General features: G+C 65.1%; 12 protein-coding genes. 6 read left to right on the forward strand and 6 right to left on the reverse strand.

What is annotated here, in order from left to right:
- Nucleotides 1-107 precede the first annotated feature (107 nt).
- From AC2FNJ_RS13350 to AC2FNJ_RS13365, 4 genes are read left to right on the forward strand one after another with little or no spacing between them, the layout of a single operon-like run.
- Nucleotides 108-2,510 carry a GcvT family protein gene (locus AC2FNJ_RS13350; RefSeq protein WP_496764878.1) on the forward strand — a complete coding sequence of 801 codons (2,403 nt, stop codon included), beginning with the start codon at nucleotides 108-110 and terminating at the stop codon, nucleotides 2,508-2,510.
- Nucleotides 2,507-4,036, forward strand: a complete 1,530-nt coding sequence (locus tag AC2FNJ_RS13355; protein ID WP_496764879.1) for a trimethylamine methyltransferase family protein — start codon at nucleotides 2,507-2,509, stop codon at nucleotides 4,034-4,036. Before AC2FNJ_RS13350 ends, AC2FNJ_RS13355 begins: the two co-directional genes overlap by 4 nt.
- Nucleotides 4,037-4,711 (forward strand): TetR/AcrR family transcriptional regulator, encoded by a 675-nt coding sequence (locus AC2FNJ_RS13360; protein WP_496764881.1) that lies wholly within the window; start codon nucleotides 4,037-4,039, stop codon nucleotides 4,709-4,711.
- A complete protein-coding gene (locus tag AC2FNJ_RS13365) occupies nucleotides 4,708-6,012 on the forward strand; it encodes an NAD(P)/FAD-dependent oxidoreductase (protein ID WP_496764882.1) in 1,305 nt (434 codons plus the stop codon). The genes AC2FNJ_RS13360 and AC2FNJ_RS13365 overlap by 4 nt, the downstream gene beginning before the upstream one ends.
- Here AC2FNJ_RS13365 and AC2FNJ_RS13370 read toward each other — a convergent pair.
- A complete protein-coding gene (locus tag AC2FNJ_RS13370) occupies nucleotides 6,009-9,416 on the reverse strand; it encodes an indolepyruvate ferredoxin oxidoreductase family protein (protein ID WP_496764884.1) in 3,408 nt (1,135 codons plus the stop codon). The two genes, AC2FNJ_RS13365 and AC2FNJ_RS13370, sit on opposite strands and share 4 nt — an antisense overlap.
- A 146-nt stretch (nucleotides 9,417-9,562) precedes the next feature.
- Between AC2FNJ_RS13370 and AC2FNJ_RS13375 the strand changes: the two genes are divergently transcribed.
- Nucleotides 9,563-10,021 carry an Lrp/AsnC family transcriptional regulator gene (locus AC2FNJ_RS13375; RefSeq protein WP_496764886.1) on the forward strand — a complete coding sequence of 153 codons (459 nt, stop codon included), beginning with the start codon at nucleotides 9,563-9,565 and terminating at the stop codon, nucleotides 10,019-10,021.
- 11 nt (nucleotides 10,022-10,032) lie between these two features.
- Here the strand turns inward: AC2FNJ_RS13375 and AC2FNJ_RS13380 are convergent, their stop codons facing one another.
- Nucleotides 10,033-10,422 (reverse strand): DUF3307 domain-containing protein, encoded by a 390-nt coding sequence (locus tag AC2FNJ_RS13380; protein WP_496764887.1) that lies wholly within the window; start codon nucleotides 10,420-10,422, stop codon nucleotides 10,033-10,035.
- Nucleotides 10,423-10,594: 172 nt separating this feature from the next.
- Here AC2FNJ_RS13380 and AC2FNJ_RS13385 point away from each other — a divergent pair, with 172 nt between their 5' ends.
- Nucleotides 10,595-13,636, forward strand: a complete 3,042-nt coding sequence (locus AC2FNJ_RS13385; protein WP_496764889.1) for an ABC transporter transmembrane domain-containing protein — start codon at nucleotides 10,595-10,597, stop codon at nucleotides 13,634-13,636.
- A 15-nt stretch (nucleotides 13,637-13,651) separates the two neighbouring features.
- Here the strand turns inward: AC2FNJ_RS13385 and AC2FNJ_RS13390 are convergent, their stop codons facing one another.
- The 4 genes from AC2FNJ_RS13390 to AC2FNJ_RS13405 form a co-directional block, all read right to left on the reverse strand.
- Entirely contained in the window at nucleotides 13,652-13,933 is a 282-nt protein-coding gene (locus tag AC2FNJ_RS13390; RefSeq protein WP_496764895.1) for an ArsR/SmtB family transcription factor, read from the reverse strand.
- A gap of 112 nt (nucleotides 13,934-14,045) precedes the next feature.
- Complete coding sequence (locus AC2FNJ_RS13395) at nucleotides 14,046-15,278, reverse strand: mandelate racemase/muconate lactonizing enzyme family protein (protein ID WP_496764891.1); 1,233 nt, start codon at nucleotides 15,276-15,278, stop codon at nucleotides 14,046-14,048.
- A gap of 21 nt (nucleotides 15,279-15,299) precedes the next feature.
- Complete coding sequence (locus AC2FNJ_RS13400; protein WP_496764892.1) at nucleotides 15,300-16,406, reverse strand: Zn-dependent alcohol dehydrogenase; 1,107 nt, start codon at nucleotides 16,404-16,406, stop codon at nucleotides 15,300-15,302.
- An 83-nt stretch (nucleotides 16,407-16,489) separates the two neighbouring features.
- A partial coding sequence (locus AC2FNJ_RS13405) for an MFS transporter (RefSeq protein ID WP_496764893.1) occupies nucleotides 16,490-17,500 on the reverse strand: 1,011 nt, incomplete at its 5' end.

Consider the following 17,500-nt stretch of genomic DNA (forward strand, 5'->3'; position numbering starts at 1 on the left):
ACGGACTTTGAGTGGCAATGGCTGGCGACCCGGACTGTACAGAAATGTCTAGACAGATATGAACAGTACGCATACGGTTCCGCCCGAGCGGATCTGGGGAGGAGCGCATGCAGTCGCATTATCGCGTCGTGGTCATCGGAGGAGGCGTCGTGGGCGCCTCGGTTCTCTATCACCTGGCCAAGTTCGGCTGGGCCGACGTTTGCCTGATCGAGCGCAAGATCCTGACCGCCGGCTCGTCATGGCACGCGGCGGGCGGGTTTCATGCCCTGAATGCGGACCCGAACATTGCGGCGCTGCAGGCCTATACGATCGATCTGCTGACGGAAATCGAACGCGAAAGCGGGCAGTCGGTCGGCATGCACATGACCGGGGGTCTGACGCTGGCGGGCACGCCCGAGCGGTGGGAATGGCTGCAATCGGCCTACCGCATCTTCCAGACCATCGGGATCGAGGATTGCCGGCTGGTCACGCCCGAAGAGGCGGTGGCGCTGAACCCGGTCATGTCGGGCGAGGGAATTCTGGGCGGGCTCTGGGCCGATCGCGAAGGGTATATCGATACGACCGGCACGGTTAAGGCCTATGCCGGGGCGGCCAGGAAATATGGCGCCACCGTGGTCGAGAACAACCGCGTGATGGAATTGAACCAGACGCCCGACGGCTGGCGGGTTGTGACCGAAAAGGGCACGATCACCTGCGAGCACGTGGTCAACGCCGCCGGTCTCTGGGCCAAGCAGGTGGGCCGGATGGCGGGGATCGAACTGCCGGTCAGCCCGCTGAACCACCACTACCTCATCACCGACGCGATCCCCGAAGTCGCGGCGCTGGATCACGAATTGCCGATGACCGTGGATCTGGAAGGCTTCACCTACATGCGGCAGGACCAGAAGGGGATGCTGGTCGGCATCTACGAGATCGATCACGACCACTGGATGGAGGACGGGGCGCCCTGGGACTACGGGTTCGAGCTGCAACAGGAGGATCTGGGGCGCATCGAGAACGAGCTGATGCTGGGATTCAAGCGGTACCCATGCCTCAACGACGTCGGCATCAAGACCTGGGTCAACGGCGCGTTCACCTTTTCGCCCGACGGCAATCCGCTGGTCGGGCCGGTTCCGGGCAAGCGCGGCTACTGGACCGCCTGCGCGGTGATGGCCGGATTCCTGCAGGGCGGCGGCGTGGGCAAGTCGCTGGCCGAATGGATGATCCACGGCGAACCCGAAGCGGATGTCTACGGCATGGATGTCGCCCGCTATGGCAAATTCGCCGAGAACAAACGCTATATCCGCGAAACCACGGGCCAGTTCTATTCCCGGCGTTTCGTGATGACCTATCCGAATGAGCAGCTTCCGGCGGGCCGTCCGCTGAAGATGGCGCCGGCCCATGACGCCATGACCGCGGCCGGGTGCAAATGGGGCGTGAGCTGGGATCTGGAGGTGCCGCTGTATTTCGCACCGCAGGGGTTCGAGGAAAACCCGACCCTGAAACGCTCCAACGCGTTCGACATCGTGGCCGAGGAGTGCCGGGTGATCCGCGAAGGCGTGGGGTTGCTCGACATCACTGGGTTTTCCCGGTTCGAGGTGCGCGGTCCCAACGCCGAGGCGTGGCTGAACACCGTCATGGCCTCGAAACTGCCCGTGCCGGGGCGGGCGAAACTGGCCCCGATGCTGAGCGAAACGGGCAAGCTCAAGGGCGATCTGACGGTTCTGAACTGGGGCGACGGCACCTGGTGGATCATGGGCAGCTACTATCTGCGGGCCTGGCACCTGCGGTGGTTCGACCAACACATGATCGACGGCGTATCGGTGCGCGATCTGGGCGAGGAAATGTGCGGGTTCGCCGTGGTCGGCCCCAAGTCGCAGGCGGTGGTCGAGAAGCTGGCGGAACAGGACATCTCGGCGCTGGGCTTCATGGGCTGCGGCGATTTTGACATCGGCCTGGTGCGGGCAAGGGTGGCCCGCATGTCCGTGACCGGCGAGAAGGGCTTCGAGATCAATTGCCGCTATGGCGATCATGTCGCGCTGCGCCGCCAGTTGCTTGAGGCCGGCGCGGATCAGGGCATCCGCGAATGCGGCTTCAACGCGATGCTGTCCACGCGGCTGGAAAAGAGTTTCGGCATATGGTCGGCGGAATTCACGCAGGGCTATACGCCCGGCATGACCGGGATGGACCGCTGGATCGACTGGTCCAAGGACTTCACCGGCAAAGCGGCCGCTCTGGCCGAACGGGACGGAAACGGGCCGGCGCAGGTTCAGGTCACGCTGGAAATCGACGCGGAGGATGCGGATGCCAGCGGGTTCGAGCCGATCTGGTCGAACGGCGCGCGGGTCGGGTTCGTCACCTCGGGCGGGTACGGGCACCATACCCAAAAGTCTCTGGCCATGGCGCTGGTGGACCGGGACCAGTCCGACGTGGGAACCGAGCTGTCGGTTCACGTCGTCGGGGTCGAGCGCCCGGCGCGGGTGATCCCGCCGTCGCCCTACGACCCCGAGGGAAGGGCGATGCGATCATGACGCGGGCCGAACGGCGCGGGCGACGGGGGCGCGGCCCCGGGGCCGAAGCCCCGAAGCGTCAGGTGGATTATCACAATCTGCGCAACCCGTTTCCGACCATGAACGCCTTTACCGAGGATCGGATCGAGGCGCTGCATCGGGCCTCGCTCACGGTGCTGGAAGAGATCGGGATCAAGGTTCTGCTACCCGAGGCGCGCAATCTGTATAGGCAGGGTGGGGCGCGGGTCGAGGACGAGATGGTCTATCTGGGCCGTGATGTCGTCGAGGCGGCGCTGGCCACCGCGCCACGGTCGTTCTCCGTCAAGGGGGCGAGGCCGGAAAAGGACATCACGCTGGAACTCGGGCGGCTGGTGTTTCAGCCCGGCGCCGGTGCGCCGCACGCCACCGATCTGGTGCGTGGCCGGCGGCCCGGTACGCTGGAGGATTTTCGCGAGATGGTGAAGATCACCCAGTCCTTCGACGTGTTGCACATGGTGCCTCCGCTGGTCGAGGCGCAGGACATACCCATCCACCTGCGCCACTATGCGATGACGGAGGCCGAGCTCACGCTCAGCGACAAGGTGCCGTTCATCTATTCCCGCGGCACTCCGCAGGTGATGGACGGGTTCGAGATGATCCGGGATTTTCGCGGGTTGTCGGACGAGGCGTTTCTGGCCCGGCCCTGGTGCTATACCATCATCAACACCAACTCGCCGCGTGTGATCGACACGCCCATGGCGCAGGGGTTGATCGATTTTGCCCGCGGCGGCCAGATGTCGATCGTGACGCCGTTCACGCTGATGGGGGCGATGGCCCCGATCACCGTGGCCGGGGCGATGACGCTCAGCCATGCCGAGGCGCTGGCGGCGATCACCCTGGCCCAGCTGGCCAGATCCGGCGCGCCGGTCTGCTATGGCACCTTCACCAGCAATGTGGACATGAAGTCGGGCGCGCCCGCCTTTGGCACGCCGGAACATTTCACCGCCTCACTGGTGGCGGGGCAACTGGCCCGCAAGGTCGGGCTGCCCTGGCGCTGCGCGGGCGGCAGCGCCGCCAATGTCAACGACGCGCAGGCGGCCAATGAAAGTCAGTTCGCGCTGTGGGGCTGTCTGATGGCCGGGGCCACGGTGATCATCCATTCGGCCGGCTGGCTGGAGGGCGGGCTGACCGTGTCCTTCGAAAAGATCGTCACCGATCTGGAAGTCCTGCAGATGGTGGCCGAGCTGTGCGCGGGTACCCCCGCGACGGATGCCGATATCGCGCTCGACGCCCTGCGCGAAGTGATGCCTTCGGGCCATTTCTTTGGTGCGGCGCATACGATGGAGCGGTACCAGACCCAGTTCTATGAACCGCTGGTCAGAGACTGGTCGAACTTCGGCACCTGGACCGAGCGCGGTTCGGTCGATGCCAACCGTCGCGCGACCGGGATCTGGCAGGGCATCGTCGAGAATTTCGAGCCGCCCGCCCACGATGCCAACCGGATCGCCGCGTTGCAGGAGTTCATCGCGCGCCGCACCCGGGAAGGCGGCGCGCCACCGGAGAGCTGAATGAACACCAAGCCCATCCTCCACCGGGACGACCCGGATGCCGAACCGCTGGTCGGCAATGTCAAGGTCACCCGCGACGACTGGCTGAACGTGGCCATGGACGTGCTGGTTTCCGACGGGGTGGAACAGGTCAAGGTGATGAACCTGGCCGAACGCATGGCGGTGTCGCGTTCGTCCTTCTACTGGTATTTCAAATCCCGGCAGGATCTGCTGGACGCGCTTTTGGCGCGCTGGCAGGCAACCAACACCGCCGCGCTGATCCGGCAGGCGGAAACGCCCGCGCCCACCGTTACCGCGGCGGTCTGCAACGTGCATCGCTGCGTGGTCAATCAGGGGCTGTTCGACACCGCGCTGGATTTCGCGGTGCGGGACTGGGCGCGGCGGTCGGGCAAGGTGCGGCGGATGCTGGACCAATCCGATGCGCGCAGGCTCGAGGCGCTTCAGGCCATGTTCATGCGCTATGGCTATGAGGAGTTCGAGGCGATCACCCGCGCCCGCGTACTGTATTACATGCAGATCGGATACGATCTGGCGCAGCTGAACGAACCGGTGGCGTTCCGCCTGAAGCTGCTGCCCCATTACTTGCTGGTCTTCACGGGCGTCGAGGGCCAGCCCGAAGAGATCGAGGAATTTTCGGCCTATGCCAGGACATTCTGGGAGGGAGATTCGCCATGAGCAACCCGGACGCAATCATCATCGGAACCGGCGTGATCGGCGCGGCCACCGCTTTCGAACTGGCCAAGGCAGGATGGAAGACCCTGTCGCTGGACCGCAATGCGCAGGTGGGCCATGGCTCGACCGCCGGATCCTGTGCCATCATCCGAATGCACTATTCGACCTTCGACGGCACCGCCTTTGCCTGGGAGGGGTACCACTACTGGCGCGACTGGGCGGCGTATCTGGGCTTGCCCGAGGGCGAGACCCTGGCGCAGTTCCGCGAGACCGGGTGTCTGGTGATGAAGACCGAAGCGAACGGGTTTCTCGAGAAGCACATGAAATACAGCGCCGAACTGGGTTGCCCGTTCGAGGAATGGACGGCGGAGCAGATACAGGAGCGCCTGCCGATCTATTCGCTGGACAGCTTCGCGCCGGCCCGGCGCATGGACGACCCGGATTTCGGCAAGCCGAACGGCCGCCGGATGCAGGGCGCGGTGTTCTGGCCGAAGGCCGGTTACGTCACCGACCCCGCGCTGTCGGCCCAGAACCTGATGGCGGCGGCGCGGGCGCACGGGGCCGAGGTGCGGACCGGGGCGGAGGTGGTCGAGATCCTGCGCGACAACGGGCGGGCCGGCGGCGTCCGGCTGGCCTCGGGCGAGGAGATCCGGGCGCCCGTCGTGATCAACGTGGCCGGGCCGGGATCGTCCATCGTCAACCGCATGGCCGGGGTGCTGGAGGACATGACCATCGAAACCCGCCCCCTGCGGCAGGAGGTGGTGCATGTCCCGGCGCCGGAAGGATTCGATTTCGAGACCCAGGGCACCATCGTTTCGGACAGCGACATCGCCTGCTACTGCCGGCCGGAACACGGCAACCATATCCTGATCGGCTCGGAGGATCCGGAATGCGATCCGCATCAGTGGTGCGAGGACGATACCCATTACAACCGCGACTTCACCGACCAGTGGACGACGCAGGCGATGCGCTATGCCCAGCGGGTGCCGTCGCTGGGCATCCCGTCCAGAACGCGGGGTGTGGTGGATCTGTACGATGCCTCGACCGACTGGATTCCGATCTATGACAAGTCCAGCCTGCCGGGATTCTACATGGCCTGCGGGACCAGCGGGAACCAGTACAAGAACGCGCCGATCGCCGGCAAGATGATGGCCGCGCTGGTGGCGTATTGCGAGGGCGGGGCGGATCACGACGCCCAGCCCCTGCAATTCGACCTGCCCCATGTCGGCCGCACCATCGATGTCGGGTTCTATTCCCGCAAGCGGCCGATCAACGAAGAGAGCAGCTTTTCGGTCCTGGGTTAGGCGAGGGCCTGTTCCACCGCCGTCCGCGCCGCGCGCACGGCACCTTCCCGCACCGGGCCATAGCCGCGGATTTCGTCCGCCGCTGACAACGCGGTGTGCCATTGATCCGCACGATTGGCGGAGAATTCGCGTTGCGCCCGGTCCAGCAGCGCCTCGTACCAGGCCAGCGTTTCGCGGTGCATCCGCGCCTCGGCGTGATATCCGAACGGATTGAAGGCCGAGCCGCGCAACGATCTGAACCGGGCAAGCCGGGCCAGAACCGGGCGCAACCATGGCCCGAAGGCTCGTTTTGCGGGCCGTCCCCGCGCATCCCGCTTCAGGCTCAGCAAGGGCGGCGCCATGTGGTACTTGACCCGGAAATCGCCCTCGAACTTGTCCGCAAGCTCATCGGCAAAGCGTTGATCGGTCATCAGCCGCGCCACCTCGTACTCGTCCTTGTAGGCCATCAGCTTGAACAGGTTGCGCGCGGCGGTGCGGATCAGGTCTTCGGGCGCGTCGGGCAGGGCGGCGCGGAAGCTCTCGATCCGGTCGGTATACCGCTTGGCATAGGCCGCGTCCTGATAGTCGGTCAGGAAGGCCGCGCGGCGCGCGATCATCTGCGCGAGCGTTTCCGCCTCGGGCTGCGGGTCGGCATAGCCCTGCAGCCGGTCGGGCGCGACCGCCATGCAGCGGCCGATGGCGAAGGCCAGCCGGTTCTTTTCGACCGCGACGCCGTTGAGCAGGATCGCCTGGCCCAGAGCGGTGTCCGACACCGGCACCAGCCCCTTTTGCCAGGCAAAGCCCAGCATCATGACATTGGCGAAGACCGCGTCGCCCAGCAGCGCCTCGGCGGCGGCATTGGCGTCGAAACCGGTCACGTTGTCTCCACCGACCGTCCGGGCAATCGCCTCTTCGCGGGCGTCGGTCTTTAACTGGGCGTCCCGGCGCAGCACCAGATCGCCGGTCGGCATTTCGGCGCGGTTCAGCACCACCTGCGTGCCCTCGTGGTAGTGGACGGACGCCTTGGGCGCCGAGCTGACGACGATGTCGCAGCCGATGACCGCATCCGCGGCGCCCTGGTCGATGCGCACCTGGTTGAGCGCCTCGGGGGCGGTGCCGAGCCGGATGTAGCTGAGAACGGTGCCGAATTTCTGCGCGAAGCCCGTGAAGTCCAGCACCGACGCGCCCTTGCCTTCGAGATGCGCCGCCATGGTGATCAGGGCGCCGACGGTGACGACGCCGGTGCCGCCCACCCCGGTGACGAGCAGGTCGAACGGCTCGGTGAGTGGTGGCATTTCCGGGGTGGGCAGGTCGGCCTCGAGCGCATTCAGCTCCAGCTTGACCGCGCGCTTGCGCCGCGTGGCGCCCTCGACGGTGACGAAGCTGGGGCAGAAGCCGCCGAGGCAGGAATAGTCCTTGTTGCAGGTCGAGAGGTTGATCTTGCGCTTGCGCCCCAGCGGAGTTTCGCGCGGCTCGACGCTCAGGCAGTTGGACTCGATCGAGCAGTCGCCGCAGCCCTCGCAGACCAGATCGTTGATCCAGACGAACCGCTTGGGGTCCTCCATCGTGCCGCGCTTGCGGCGGCGGCGTTTTTCCGTGGCGCAGGTCTGTTCATAGATCAGAACCGTAACGCCCGGCGTCTCGCGTAGCTCGCGTTGCAGGGTGTCCAGTTCCGCCCGGTCGTGGAACGTGGTTTCCGAGGGGAAATCCGCGTGGTGGAACTTCGAGATGTCGTCCGAGACGACGGCGATCCGCTCGACCCCCTCGGCGCGGCAGGTCTGGGCGATGCCGGACACGCTGATCGGGCCGTCCACCGGCTGGCCGCCGGTCATCGCCACGGCGTCGTTGTAGAGGATCTTGTAGGTGATGTTGGTCCCGGCCGCGACCGCCTGGCGGATCGCCAGAGAGCCGGAATGGTACCACGTCCCTTCGCCCAGATTCTGGAAGATGTGCTTGCCGCCATTGTATTTGGAGGCGACCACATGCGGCACACCCTCGCCGCCCATCTGGGCATAGCCGACCGTCTGCCGGTCCATCCAGGACGCCATCACGTGGCAGCCGATGCCGCTGGCCGCGGTCGAGCCGTCGGGCACCTTGGTGGAAGTGTTGTGCGGGCAGCCGGAGCAGAAATAGGGCGTGCGGGTTGCGCCCGGCACGTTGATCAGCTGCGGCGGATGGTCGGTCAGCGCCCGCGCCTTGGCGGGCAGGCCCTCTTCGGGAAAGAACTTGTCGAGCCGCGCCGCGACGATGGGGGCCAGCATCAGCGGGCTGAGCTCACCTGTCCAGGGGATCAGCGGTTCGCCGTGGCTGTCGTATTTGCCCACCATCTTGTGCGGCTTGTCGCCCGGCCAGTCGTAGAAATATTCCTTGAACTGGCTTTCGATGATGCCGCGTTTTTCCTCGACCACCAGAACCTCGGCCTTGCCCTTCACGAAGCGCAGCGCGTTGCGGCGGGCCAGCGGCCAGACCATGCCGACCTTGTAGATGTCGATGCCCAGCCGGCGGCAGGCGGCCTCGTCCAGACCCAGCAGGCGCAGCGCCTCCATCAGGTCCAGATGCGCCTTGCCGGTGGTGACGAAGCCGAACCGGGCCTTGTCGATGCCGTAGATACGGCGGTCGATCGGGTTGGCCTCGGCAAAGGCGCGCACGGCCCGCAGCTTGTGCCGGATGCGGGTTTCGATCTCGGGCGAGGGCAGGTCGGCGGCGCGCACATGCAGCCCGCCGGGCGGAAGCTCGATCTCGGGCAGGTTGAATTCCCGGTCGGGGCTCAACTCGACCGAACGGGCGCTTTCGACGGTTTCCGAGATCGCCTTGAACCCGACCCAGGTGCCCGAGAAGCGCGACAGCGCAAAGCCGTATTCGCCGTATTCCAGATATTCCTCGACCGACGCCGGGTTCAGCGTGGGCATGAACCACGCCATGAAGGCCACGTCGGACTGGTGCGGCATCGAGGAACTGACGCAGCCGTGGTCATCGCCCGCGACCACCAGAACGCCGCCTTTCGGGGATGAGCCGTAGGCATTGCCGTGCTTCAACGCATCGCCGGACCGGTCCACGCCCGGCCCCTTGCCGTACCACATGGAAAACACGCCTTCGACCTCGCAATGCGGGTCCAGGGTGGCCTGCTGCGCGCCCAGGACGGCCGTCGCGCCCAGATCCTCGTTGACGGCGGGCATGAAGGTGATCCGGTCCCGGGTCAACCGCTCGCGCGCCCGCCACAATTCCAGATCCAGGCCGCCCAACGGCGACCCCCGGTAGCCCGAAACGAAGCCCGCCGTGTTCAGGCCTGCGGCGCGGTCGCGCCGGGCCTGATCCATCAGGATCCGTGCCAGCGCCTGCGTGCCGGTGAGAAAGACTCGGCCTTCTGTGAGGGCATAGCGATCTTCGAGCTGATAGGTTCGGAAATCCGTGGAATGACGGGTCATGTCCTGAGTCCTGATCTGTTGCGCGCCTTTTCTGGTATCCTAGGCCGACAAATCTGGAAATATGATCCAAATTGTGTCGCCTTCCGGGTCGTGTGTGGTATGTTTTGCCAAAATTGTGACGCTGACGGAAAAGGATTTCCAAATCGATGCAACTGGATGACCGGGATCGCCGCATTCTGACCCTGCTTCAGAAAGACAGCCGAATCTCGAATGCCGACCTGGCCGAGGCGGTGGGCATGTCGGCCTCGGCCCTGTGGCGGCGGGTGCGCAGCCTGGAAGAGGCCGGCGTGATCGAAAGATATGGCGCGGTCGTCAACCCGGCCGAGATGGGGCTGGGGTTCGAGGCGATCGTGCATGTGCATCTGACGCGCCACGACCCCGACAAGATCGTCGAGTTCATCCGCGCGATCGAGCGTAGCAGCGAGGTGCAGGAATGCTATGCGACGACGGGGCAGGCGGATTACCACCTGCGCGTCCTGTGCGCGGACCTGTCCGCCTACAACACCTTTCTGGAAGGCTTCCTGTTCCGCCTGCCGGCGGTGGCGAGCGCCCAGACGAACGTGGTGTTGCGGACGATCAAGCGCAACGAACCGGTGGTGTTCTGAACGGGTTGCGGTCAGTGGGCGAATTCGACCCAGGCCCAGGTCATCGCGACATAGGTCAGGTTGTGCAGGCACTGATCCAGACCCGCCGCGCGCCAATAGGCGGCCTGATTGGGGCGGAGCGCCTTCTTGTCGGAATAATAGGCCTTGCCGAAGTCGATGTTGAAATGGATGACCCATTCTAGGGCCATCATCACGATCACGAAGGGAATGGGAGACCCGAGGAGCAGAAAGATCGCGGCGGAGCCGATGACGTGCACGCCGGCATGCTGGGCGCGCCCGACATGGAAATACTCGCCGCGCCCCTCCAGCATCTTGGGGGTTTGCAGGTAATAGTCGGCAAACATGTGCTTGATCTGCAATAGGCAGAGTAACAAAAACACCGTGCCAAAGGTTGCAGGCAAGGTTGTCCTCCCAAATCCAAACTGGATGCAAGCTTAGGATGATAAACCGCGCCGCGCAAACAAACTTGTCCGGGTCGGGGCGCATATTCCTTGACCGGGAATCCATTTGCTTCAAAAGCTTCGGATGCGATAGCCTGAATTCGTGATCGGCCGATAACCGCTTCGCAGTTTGATGTCGCAGGAATTGTCAACAGGGGCGGATCCCATCGAACGCACGCTTTTCCGTTTCATCTGGAAGTATTCGAAACGCGACCAGCTGATCCTGCTGGCCGTGACCTCGACGCTTTTCCCGCTGCTCTATCTGACGCTGGAACTGCCCAAGCGGATCATCAACGACGCCATCGGCGCGGCCAGCGAAACCGTCGAAATCTGGGGATACACGGTTGGCCAGACCACGTTCCTGATGATCCTCTGTTTGGCCTTTCTGCTGGCGGTGCTGGCGCACGGGCTGATGAAGATGCGCATCAACACGATGAAGGGCGTGTTGAGCGAACGCATGTTGCGCCGGTTCCGCTATCAGCTCATCAGCAGCATCCTGCGGTTCCCGCAACCCTATTTCGAGCGCGTCAGCCAGGGCGAACTGGTGTCGATGGTCACGGCGGAAAGCGAGCCGATGGGGGGGCTGATGGGCGATGCCATCAGCCAGCCGGTGCTGCAGGCGGGGCAGATGCTGACCATCCTGTCCTTCCTGTTCCTGCAGAACGTGTGGTTCGGGCTGGCCGCCGTCGCCCTTATCCCGCTGCAGGCGTGGCTGATCCCGATGCTTCAGCGCCAGATCAACCAGCTCAACAAGAAGCGCATTCAGGAGGTGCGCGTTCTGGCCGCCCAGATCGGGGAAAGCGCGGCCGGCGCCTCGACGCTGCGCGGCAATGCGGGGTGGCGGTATCGGCGGGCGATGATCTCGGACCAGCTCGGGCGTCTGTTCGGCATCCGGTTCCAGATCTACCAGAAAAAATTCTTCATGAAGTTCCTCAACAACTTCATCTCCCAGCTGACACCGTTCCTGTTCTATTCGGTGGGCGGCTACCTGGTTCTGCAAGGCAGCGTGTCGCTGGGCGCGCTGGTTGCGGCGCTGGCGGCGTACAAGGATCTGAGTTCGCCGTGGAAAGAGCTATTGGCCTATTACAACCAGACCCAGGACATGGCCGTGCGCTGGGATGTGGTGGTCGAGCGGTTCGCGCCGCCCGGCATGATCGACGAGGCGCTGTTCGAAGGCGAGCCCGAGGAGCGGGTGCGCCTGACCGGCGACATCGTTCTGGATCACGTTTCGGTTCGCGACGCGGACGGCAATCATGTTCTGGACGACCTCGACATCACCTTGCCCGGCGGCGGTGTCATCGGCATCTCCGCGCCCAGCGAGGAAGACCGGCGCGCGCTCAGCGAGCTGCTCACCCGCGAGGTGCTGCCGAGTTCGGGCAAGGTCACGATCGGCGGCCGCGATCTGTCAGGCGTGCATCAGGTGGATGTCGCCGCGCGCATCGGCTATGCAAGTTCGCGGCCGGTCATGTTCCAGGGCACGTTCGGCGACAATGTCATGATGCCGATGCGGTTCCGGCCGCTGGGTGCGGCGCCGGACACCCCGGAATTCGCCGAGACCCTCAGGGCGGGCAACAGCGCCGATCCCTTCCAAACCGAGTGGCTCGACCCGGCCCTGGCCGGGTTCGAGGACCGCAAGGCGCTGCGCGACTGGTGGCTGCGACTGATCGAGGGCATGGGGTCTGGCGCCACGCTGTTCCGGCGCGGGGCCGATCAGGTGTTCGATCCCGGCAGCCATCCGGTTCTGGCCGAAAAGCTTGTCGCCTTGCGGCCATCGGTGCGCGAGGCGGTCAGGAAGGCCGGGCTGGAGCAACAGGCGTATATCTTTGACCGTGACACCTACAACCCCGCGTTGCCGGTGGCCGAGAACCTGTTGTTCGCAACCCCGCGCGTTCCGGTCACGCAGGAGTTGCTGGCGCGCCAGACGGTGTTTCTGGGGCAGTTGCGGGAACTTGGTCTCGACGAGATTCTCGTCGGGCTGACCCGCGATGTCATCGACATGCTGCGCCAGATCTTCGGCCTGGACGGCACCGATCATCCGCTGTTCAGAAAGCTCGGGCTTGAGGTCAACACCTATGAGGCCGCGGTCGAACTGGTGGAAAAGACCCGCAGCGCCGGGGCGCAGGCGCTGGACGACACCGAACTGGCAAACCTGCTTGCGGTTCCGTTCCGGATTTCCGCCGAACAGATCGGGCCTGCCTTTTCCGACAAGCTTATGACCCGCATCCTCGAATTGCGGCACAGCCATTCCGAAAAGCTTCTCGAAAGCCTGCACGAGGTCTTCGAACCGCTACGCGAGGATCGCTTTGCGCCGGGTCTGACGGTTCTGGAAAACGCCCTGTTCGGCAAGGTCAGTCAGGTCGGCGGCGCGCGGGCGGACGAATTGCGCAAGCTGGTGACAGATGTGATGTCGGAAAACGAGGTGCAGCCGCTGGTCGTCGAACTGATCTATGACCTGCCCGTGACCCTAGGCGGGCAGAACCTGCCGGCGGCCTTTGCCGAGCCGCTGGCCTTTACGCGCGCCGCGGTCAAGAAGCCGGACATCCTGATCCTCGAAAGCGCCCTGGCGAGTTTCGACATGGAAACGCAGGTGTCGGTCTACAAGAACCTGCGCGCGCTGCTGCCCGACACTACGGTGATCTACATCAACGATCAGTTCCGGTCCCCCGAAGCGTTCGATTTGCACATCGAGCTCCGTCAGGGCAGGATCATCAGCGAGGAGGCCCCCATGGAGATCGAAGAAGACGGCGCGGCCTCGGCCGACCTGACGCGCAAGTTGCGGGCGCTGGAACAGACGCCGCTGTTTTCCGAACTGGACCGGCGCCAGTTGCGGCTGCTGGCCTTTGGCGCGCGCTGGTTCGACGCCAAGGCCGGGGAGGTGGTGTTCCTCAAGGACGACGATCCGACCGATGGCGCCTACATGATCATCGAAGGGGAGGCTGGGCTGTACCTGCCGCAGTCCGGCGGCGCGGATCAGTTGATCACGCGGGTCGGACCCGGGACGCTGGTGGGAGAGCTTGGGTTGATCCGCAAGGAGCCGCGGGCGCTCAGCATGATCGCCGAGACCGATCTGACCTGTCTGCGGATCGGGGAAGAGGAGTTCCTGGCCGTGGTCGAAAACGATGCCGCGACCGCGTTCAAGCTGTTGCAGGTGGTGGCGGGATACGTGTCGAACTGACCGGGCGATGCCGCGTCAGGACTTGCAGAACAACTTGTAGAGCAGCTCGATCACCTGGGCGGTGTTTCCGTCGCTGAGCGTGTAATAGATCGTCTTGCCGTCGCGCCGGGTCGTGACCAGCCCCTCTTCGCGCAGACGCGCCAGCATCTGGCTGACCGCCGCCTGGCGCATCTCGAGCAGGTTCTCCAGTTCGCCCACGGATTTTTCGCCGGTACCCAGGTGGCACAGGATCATCAGACGCCCCTCATGCGCCAGCGTCTTGAGGAAGGCGGCGGCGTCCGAAGCGTTGCGCTTCATGTCGTTCGGTGTCTCGGGTTCCAGCGTGTGGAGGTCAGGGCTTTGTATCGTCACCGGTCGCTCATGTCTTGTTGCGCGGGCAGGATACAACGCGGGCTCACCCGTGGCAATCTTACCCCTCGCGCGGTGGAGCACCGCCCTGGAACGCGTTTCCGTGCACGTAGTCGCACGGGTCTTCCTGCATCTGCAGATGCAGCCCGTCTCCGGTATAGGGATGCGCCCGGGCCAGTTCTTCATCCACCTCGATGCCCAGGCCCGGCGCATCGGGCGGCGTCACGAAACCCTCCGCGACCCGGATCGACCCCTTGATCAGCTGGTCGTGAAACGGGGTTTCGATGGTTTCAAGCAGCAGGATGTTCGGGATCGACGCCGCCAGTTGAATGTTGGCGGCCCATTCCACCGGCCCGGCATAGAGATGCGGCGCCATCTGCGCGTTGAAGACTTCGGCCATGGCGGCGACCTTCTTCATCTCCCAGATGCCGCCGGCGCGGCCGAGCGCCGGTTGCAGGATCTCGGCCGCACCTGCGCGCAACACCGCGCCGAACTCGGCCTTGGTGGTCATGCGCTCGCCCGTCGCCACCGGAATGCGCACGTTGCGGGCGACGCGGGCCATGTCCTCGATCATGTCGGGGGGCGTGGGCTCCTCGAACCAGAGGGGCGAATAGGGTTCCAGCACCTGGCCCAGCCGAATGGCGCCGGCGGTGTTGAACTGGCCGTGGGTGCCGAACAGCAGGTCGGCCTTGTCGCCCACCGCCTCGCGGATCGCCTTGCAGAAGGCGACGGACATCGAGATGTCCGACATGGCCGGCATGTGCCCGCCGCGGATCGTGTAGGGTCCGGCGGGGTCGAACTTGACCGCCGTGTATCCCTGCCGCACCATCTCGGCGGCGCATTCCCCGGCCTGGTCCGCCGAGGTCCAGAAATCGCTCAGATCGTGCTGCGGCAGCGGGTAGAGATAGGTGTAGGCGCGGATGCGGTCGTTCATGCGACCGCCGATCAGCGCATGCACCGGACGGTCCCGGTCTTTGCCCAGAATGTCCCAGCACGCGATCTCAAGCCCGGAAAACGCCCCCATGACCGTCAGGTCGGGGCGTTGGGTGAAGCCGCTGGAATAGGCGCGGCGGAACATCAGCTCGATGTTTTCCGGATTCTCGCCCGCCATGTGCCGTTCGAACACGTCGCGGATGACGTGTTTCATCGCTTCGGGGCCGACCGAGGACGCATAACACTCGCCCCAGCCGGTGATGCCGGTGTCGGTCGTCACCTTGACCAGTATCCAGTACCGCCCGCCCCAGCCCGGCGCGGGCGGCGCGGTGACGATGATGTCGAGATCCTGCAGTTTCATCGGCCGTCCTCCGTTCTGCGACTAACCGGCCGCCGCGCCGCGATCGAACAGGATCACGTTGCGCTTGGCGCTGCCGGTCTTGGTGTCGGCGATCGCCTCGTTGATCTGCTCCAGCGTCCAGCGCCCCGAGATCAGCTCGTCGAGCTTAAGCCGCCCCTGCTGATACAGGTCGATCATCCACGGGATGTCCCGCTGGATCACCACGTCGCCCATCTTGGAGCCGATCAGCCCCTGACCGATGGCCGCGAGGATCACCGGTTCATAGCTGGCCTGCGCGCCGGAATGGGGCATGCCGATCATGATCGCCTTTCCGCCCCGCCCGAGATAGCGCGGCGCCTGGTCATAGGCCGGGATCGCGCCGACGGTGATCAGGACCGCGTCCGCCCCGCGCCCGCCGAGGGCCTTGAAGGCGGCCTTCCACGGGGCGTCGAGCGTGGCCAGAACGCCATGGGTCGCGCCGAATTCCTTGGCGATTGCCAGCTTGTCCTCGGTCATGTCCACGGCGACGATCCGGCGGGCGCCGGCGATTCGGGCGCCCTGAATGGCGTTCAGCCCGACGCCGCCCGCGCCGATCACCACCACATCCTGCCCGGGGCGCAGACCGGCGGCGTTGACGGCGGCGCCGACGCCGGTGATGACGCCGCAGCTGAGCAGACTGGCCACGTCCTTGGCCATGTCGTCGGGGATCTTCACGATCTGCCGGTGGCTGACCACAACCTTTTCGGCAAAGGCGCCGCAGGCCATGGCCTGTTCGAGTGGGCCGCCATCGGCGGTCCGGAGCGGGCCCTTGACGGTGTTGTAGGGCGTTTCGCAGATCGTCGGTTTGCCGCCCGCGCAGGACGGGCACGAGCCGCAGGCGCGGATCAGCGTGACGACGACCGAATCCCCGACCTTGAAATCGCCCGCGCCTTCGCCCACGGCGGAAATCACGCCCGCAGCCTCATGGCCGTAGACGGCCGGGAGAAACCCTCCCCAGGCGCCCGCGGCATAGGAGATGTCGGAATGGCAGATCGCGACGGCATCGAGCGTGACCTCGACCTCTCCCAGGCCCGGCGGGGCGAGTTGCACGTCTTCGATGACAAGCGGCTTGTCGAATTCCCGGCAGACCGCCGCCTTGATGGTTTGCATGAGCGTCCTCCCCTTGCTTGCCGGGCACGGTGGCGCGTCAGGGCCGTGGCCGCAAGGTGGAAACCGGCAGAAAGATGTCGTTCTTACGCCACGACACGGGTCCGGCCGAGAAAGATCGCGAACCCTGCGATCATCAGCCCCATGGCGGCGAGGAACGGGGCGCCGGGCAGATAGACAAAGGCATCTTCCCGCGCGAACTGCGCGAAGATGGCGGTCATGGCCAGGGGCGAAATCACCATGGCCAGGGCGTGCACGGCGGCCAGAACGCCCTGCAACTCGCCCTGCTGCGATGCCGGCACCTCATGCGACATCATCGCTTGCAGCGACGGAGTCACGATCGCACCCAGAGCCGTGATGGGGATCAGCAGCAGCGCGACGGTGCCGTTGGTCAGGAATGTCAGAATGCCAAAGCTCACGATCTGGAAGACCTGCCCGAAGACGATCGCGCCGCGTTCGCCGAAGCGTCGGATCGCGGTCCGGATCAGGCCACCCTGAACGATGGCCACACCGAGACCGTAGATGCCCAGGGAAAGCCCGATGATCTGCGGGCTCCAGCCAAAGCGTTCCTGGGTGAAATAGGACCAGATCGCCGGGTAGACGTAGATGGACACGGAATAGAGGAAATAGACCCACAACAGGGGCCGGATGCCGGGCAGTTGGGCCATGGCCCGGAATGCGCCCACCGGGCTTGCGCGCCGCCATCGAAAGGGGCGGCGCCGGGCCGCGTCCACGGTTTCGGTCATGACCAGCAGCCCGGCCGCACAATTCAACCCCGCAAGCAGCGCAGCGGCGTAGAAGGGCGCGCGGGTGCCGTATTCGCCCAGAATGCCGCCCATCATCGGCCCCAACACGAACCCGACGCCGAAGGCCGCCCCCAATAGCCCGAAATTCGCGGCCTTTTCGTGAGGCTTCGAGACGTCCGCCATGAAGGCCGCGGCGGTGGAATGGGTCGCGGCGGTGATGCCGCCCACGATACGGCCCACCAGCAACAGCCAGATCGTGCCGGCAATGGCCATGACCAGATAGTCCAGGGCCATGACGAAAAGCGACACGAGCAACACGGGTCGGCGGCCATAGGCATCGGACAGGTTTCC

This window comes from Ruegeria sp. BHSB196 (assembly GCF_059613135.1).

Excerpts from the sequence above, each read along its gene's own strand:
- AC2FNJ_RS13350 (WP_496764878.1), top strand. The coding sequence starts at position 108 with ATGCAGTCGCATTATCGCGTCGTGGTCATCGGAGGAGGCGTCGTGGGC.
- AC2FNJ_RS13355 (WP_496764879.1), top strand. The coding sequence starts at position 2,507 with ATGACGCGGGCCGAACGGCGCGGGCGACGGGGGCGCGGCCCCGGGGCC.
- AC2FNJ_RS13360 (WP_496764881.1), top strand. The coding sequence starts at position 4,037 with ATGAACACCAAGCCCATCCTCCACCGGGACGACCCGGATGCCGAACCG.
- AC2FNJ_RS13365 (WP_496764882.1), top strand. The coding sequence starts at position 4,708 with ATGAGCAACCCGGACGCAATCATCATCGGAACCGGCGTGATCGGCGCG.
- AC2FNJ_RS13370 (WP_496764884.1), bottom strand. The coding sequence starts at position 9,416 with ATGACCCGTCATTCCACGGATTTCCGAACCTATCAGCTCGAAGATCGC.
- AC2FNJ_RS13375 (WP_496764886.1), top strand. The coding sequence starts at position 9,563 with ATGCAACTGGATGACCGGGATCGCCGCATTCTGACCCTGCTTCAGAAA.
- AC2FNJ_RS13385 (WP_496764889.1), top strand. The coding sequence starts at position 10,595 with ATGTCGCAGGAATTGTCAACAGGGGCGGATCCCATCGAACGCACGCTT.
- AC2FNJ_RS13390 (WP_496764895.1), bottom strand. The coding sequence starts at position 13,933 with ATGAAGCGCAACGCTTCGGACGCCGCCGCCTTCCTCAAGACGCTGGCG.
- AC2FNJ_RS13395 (WP_496764891.1), bottom strand. The coding sequence starts at position 15,278 with ATGAAACTGCAGGATCTCGACATCATCGTCACCGCGCCGCCCGCGCCG.
- AC2FNJ_RS13400 (WP_496764892.1), bottom strand. The coding sequence starts at position 16,406 with ATGCAAACCATCAAGGCGGCGGTCTGCCGGGAATTCGACAAGCCGCTT.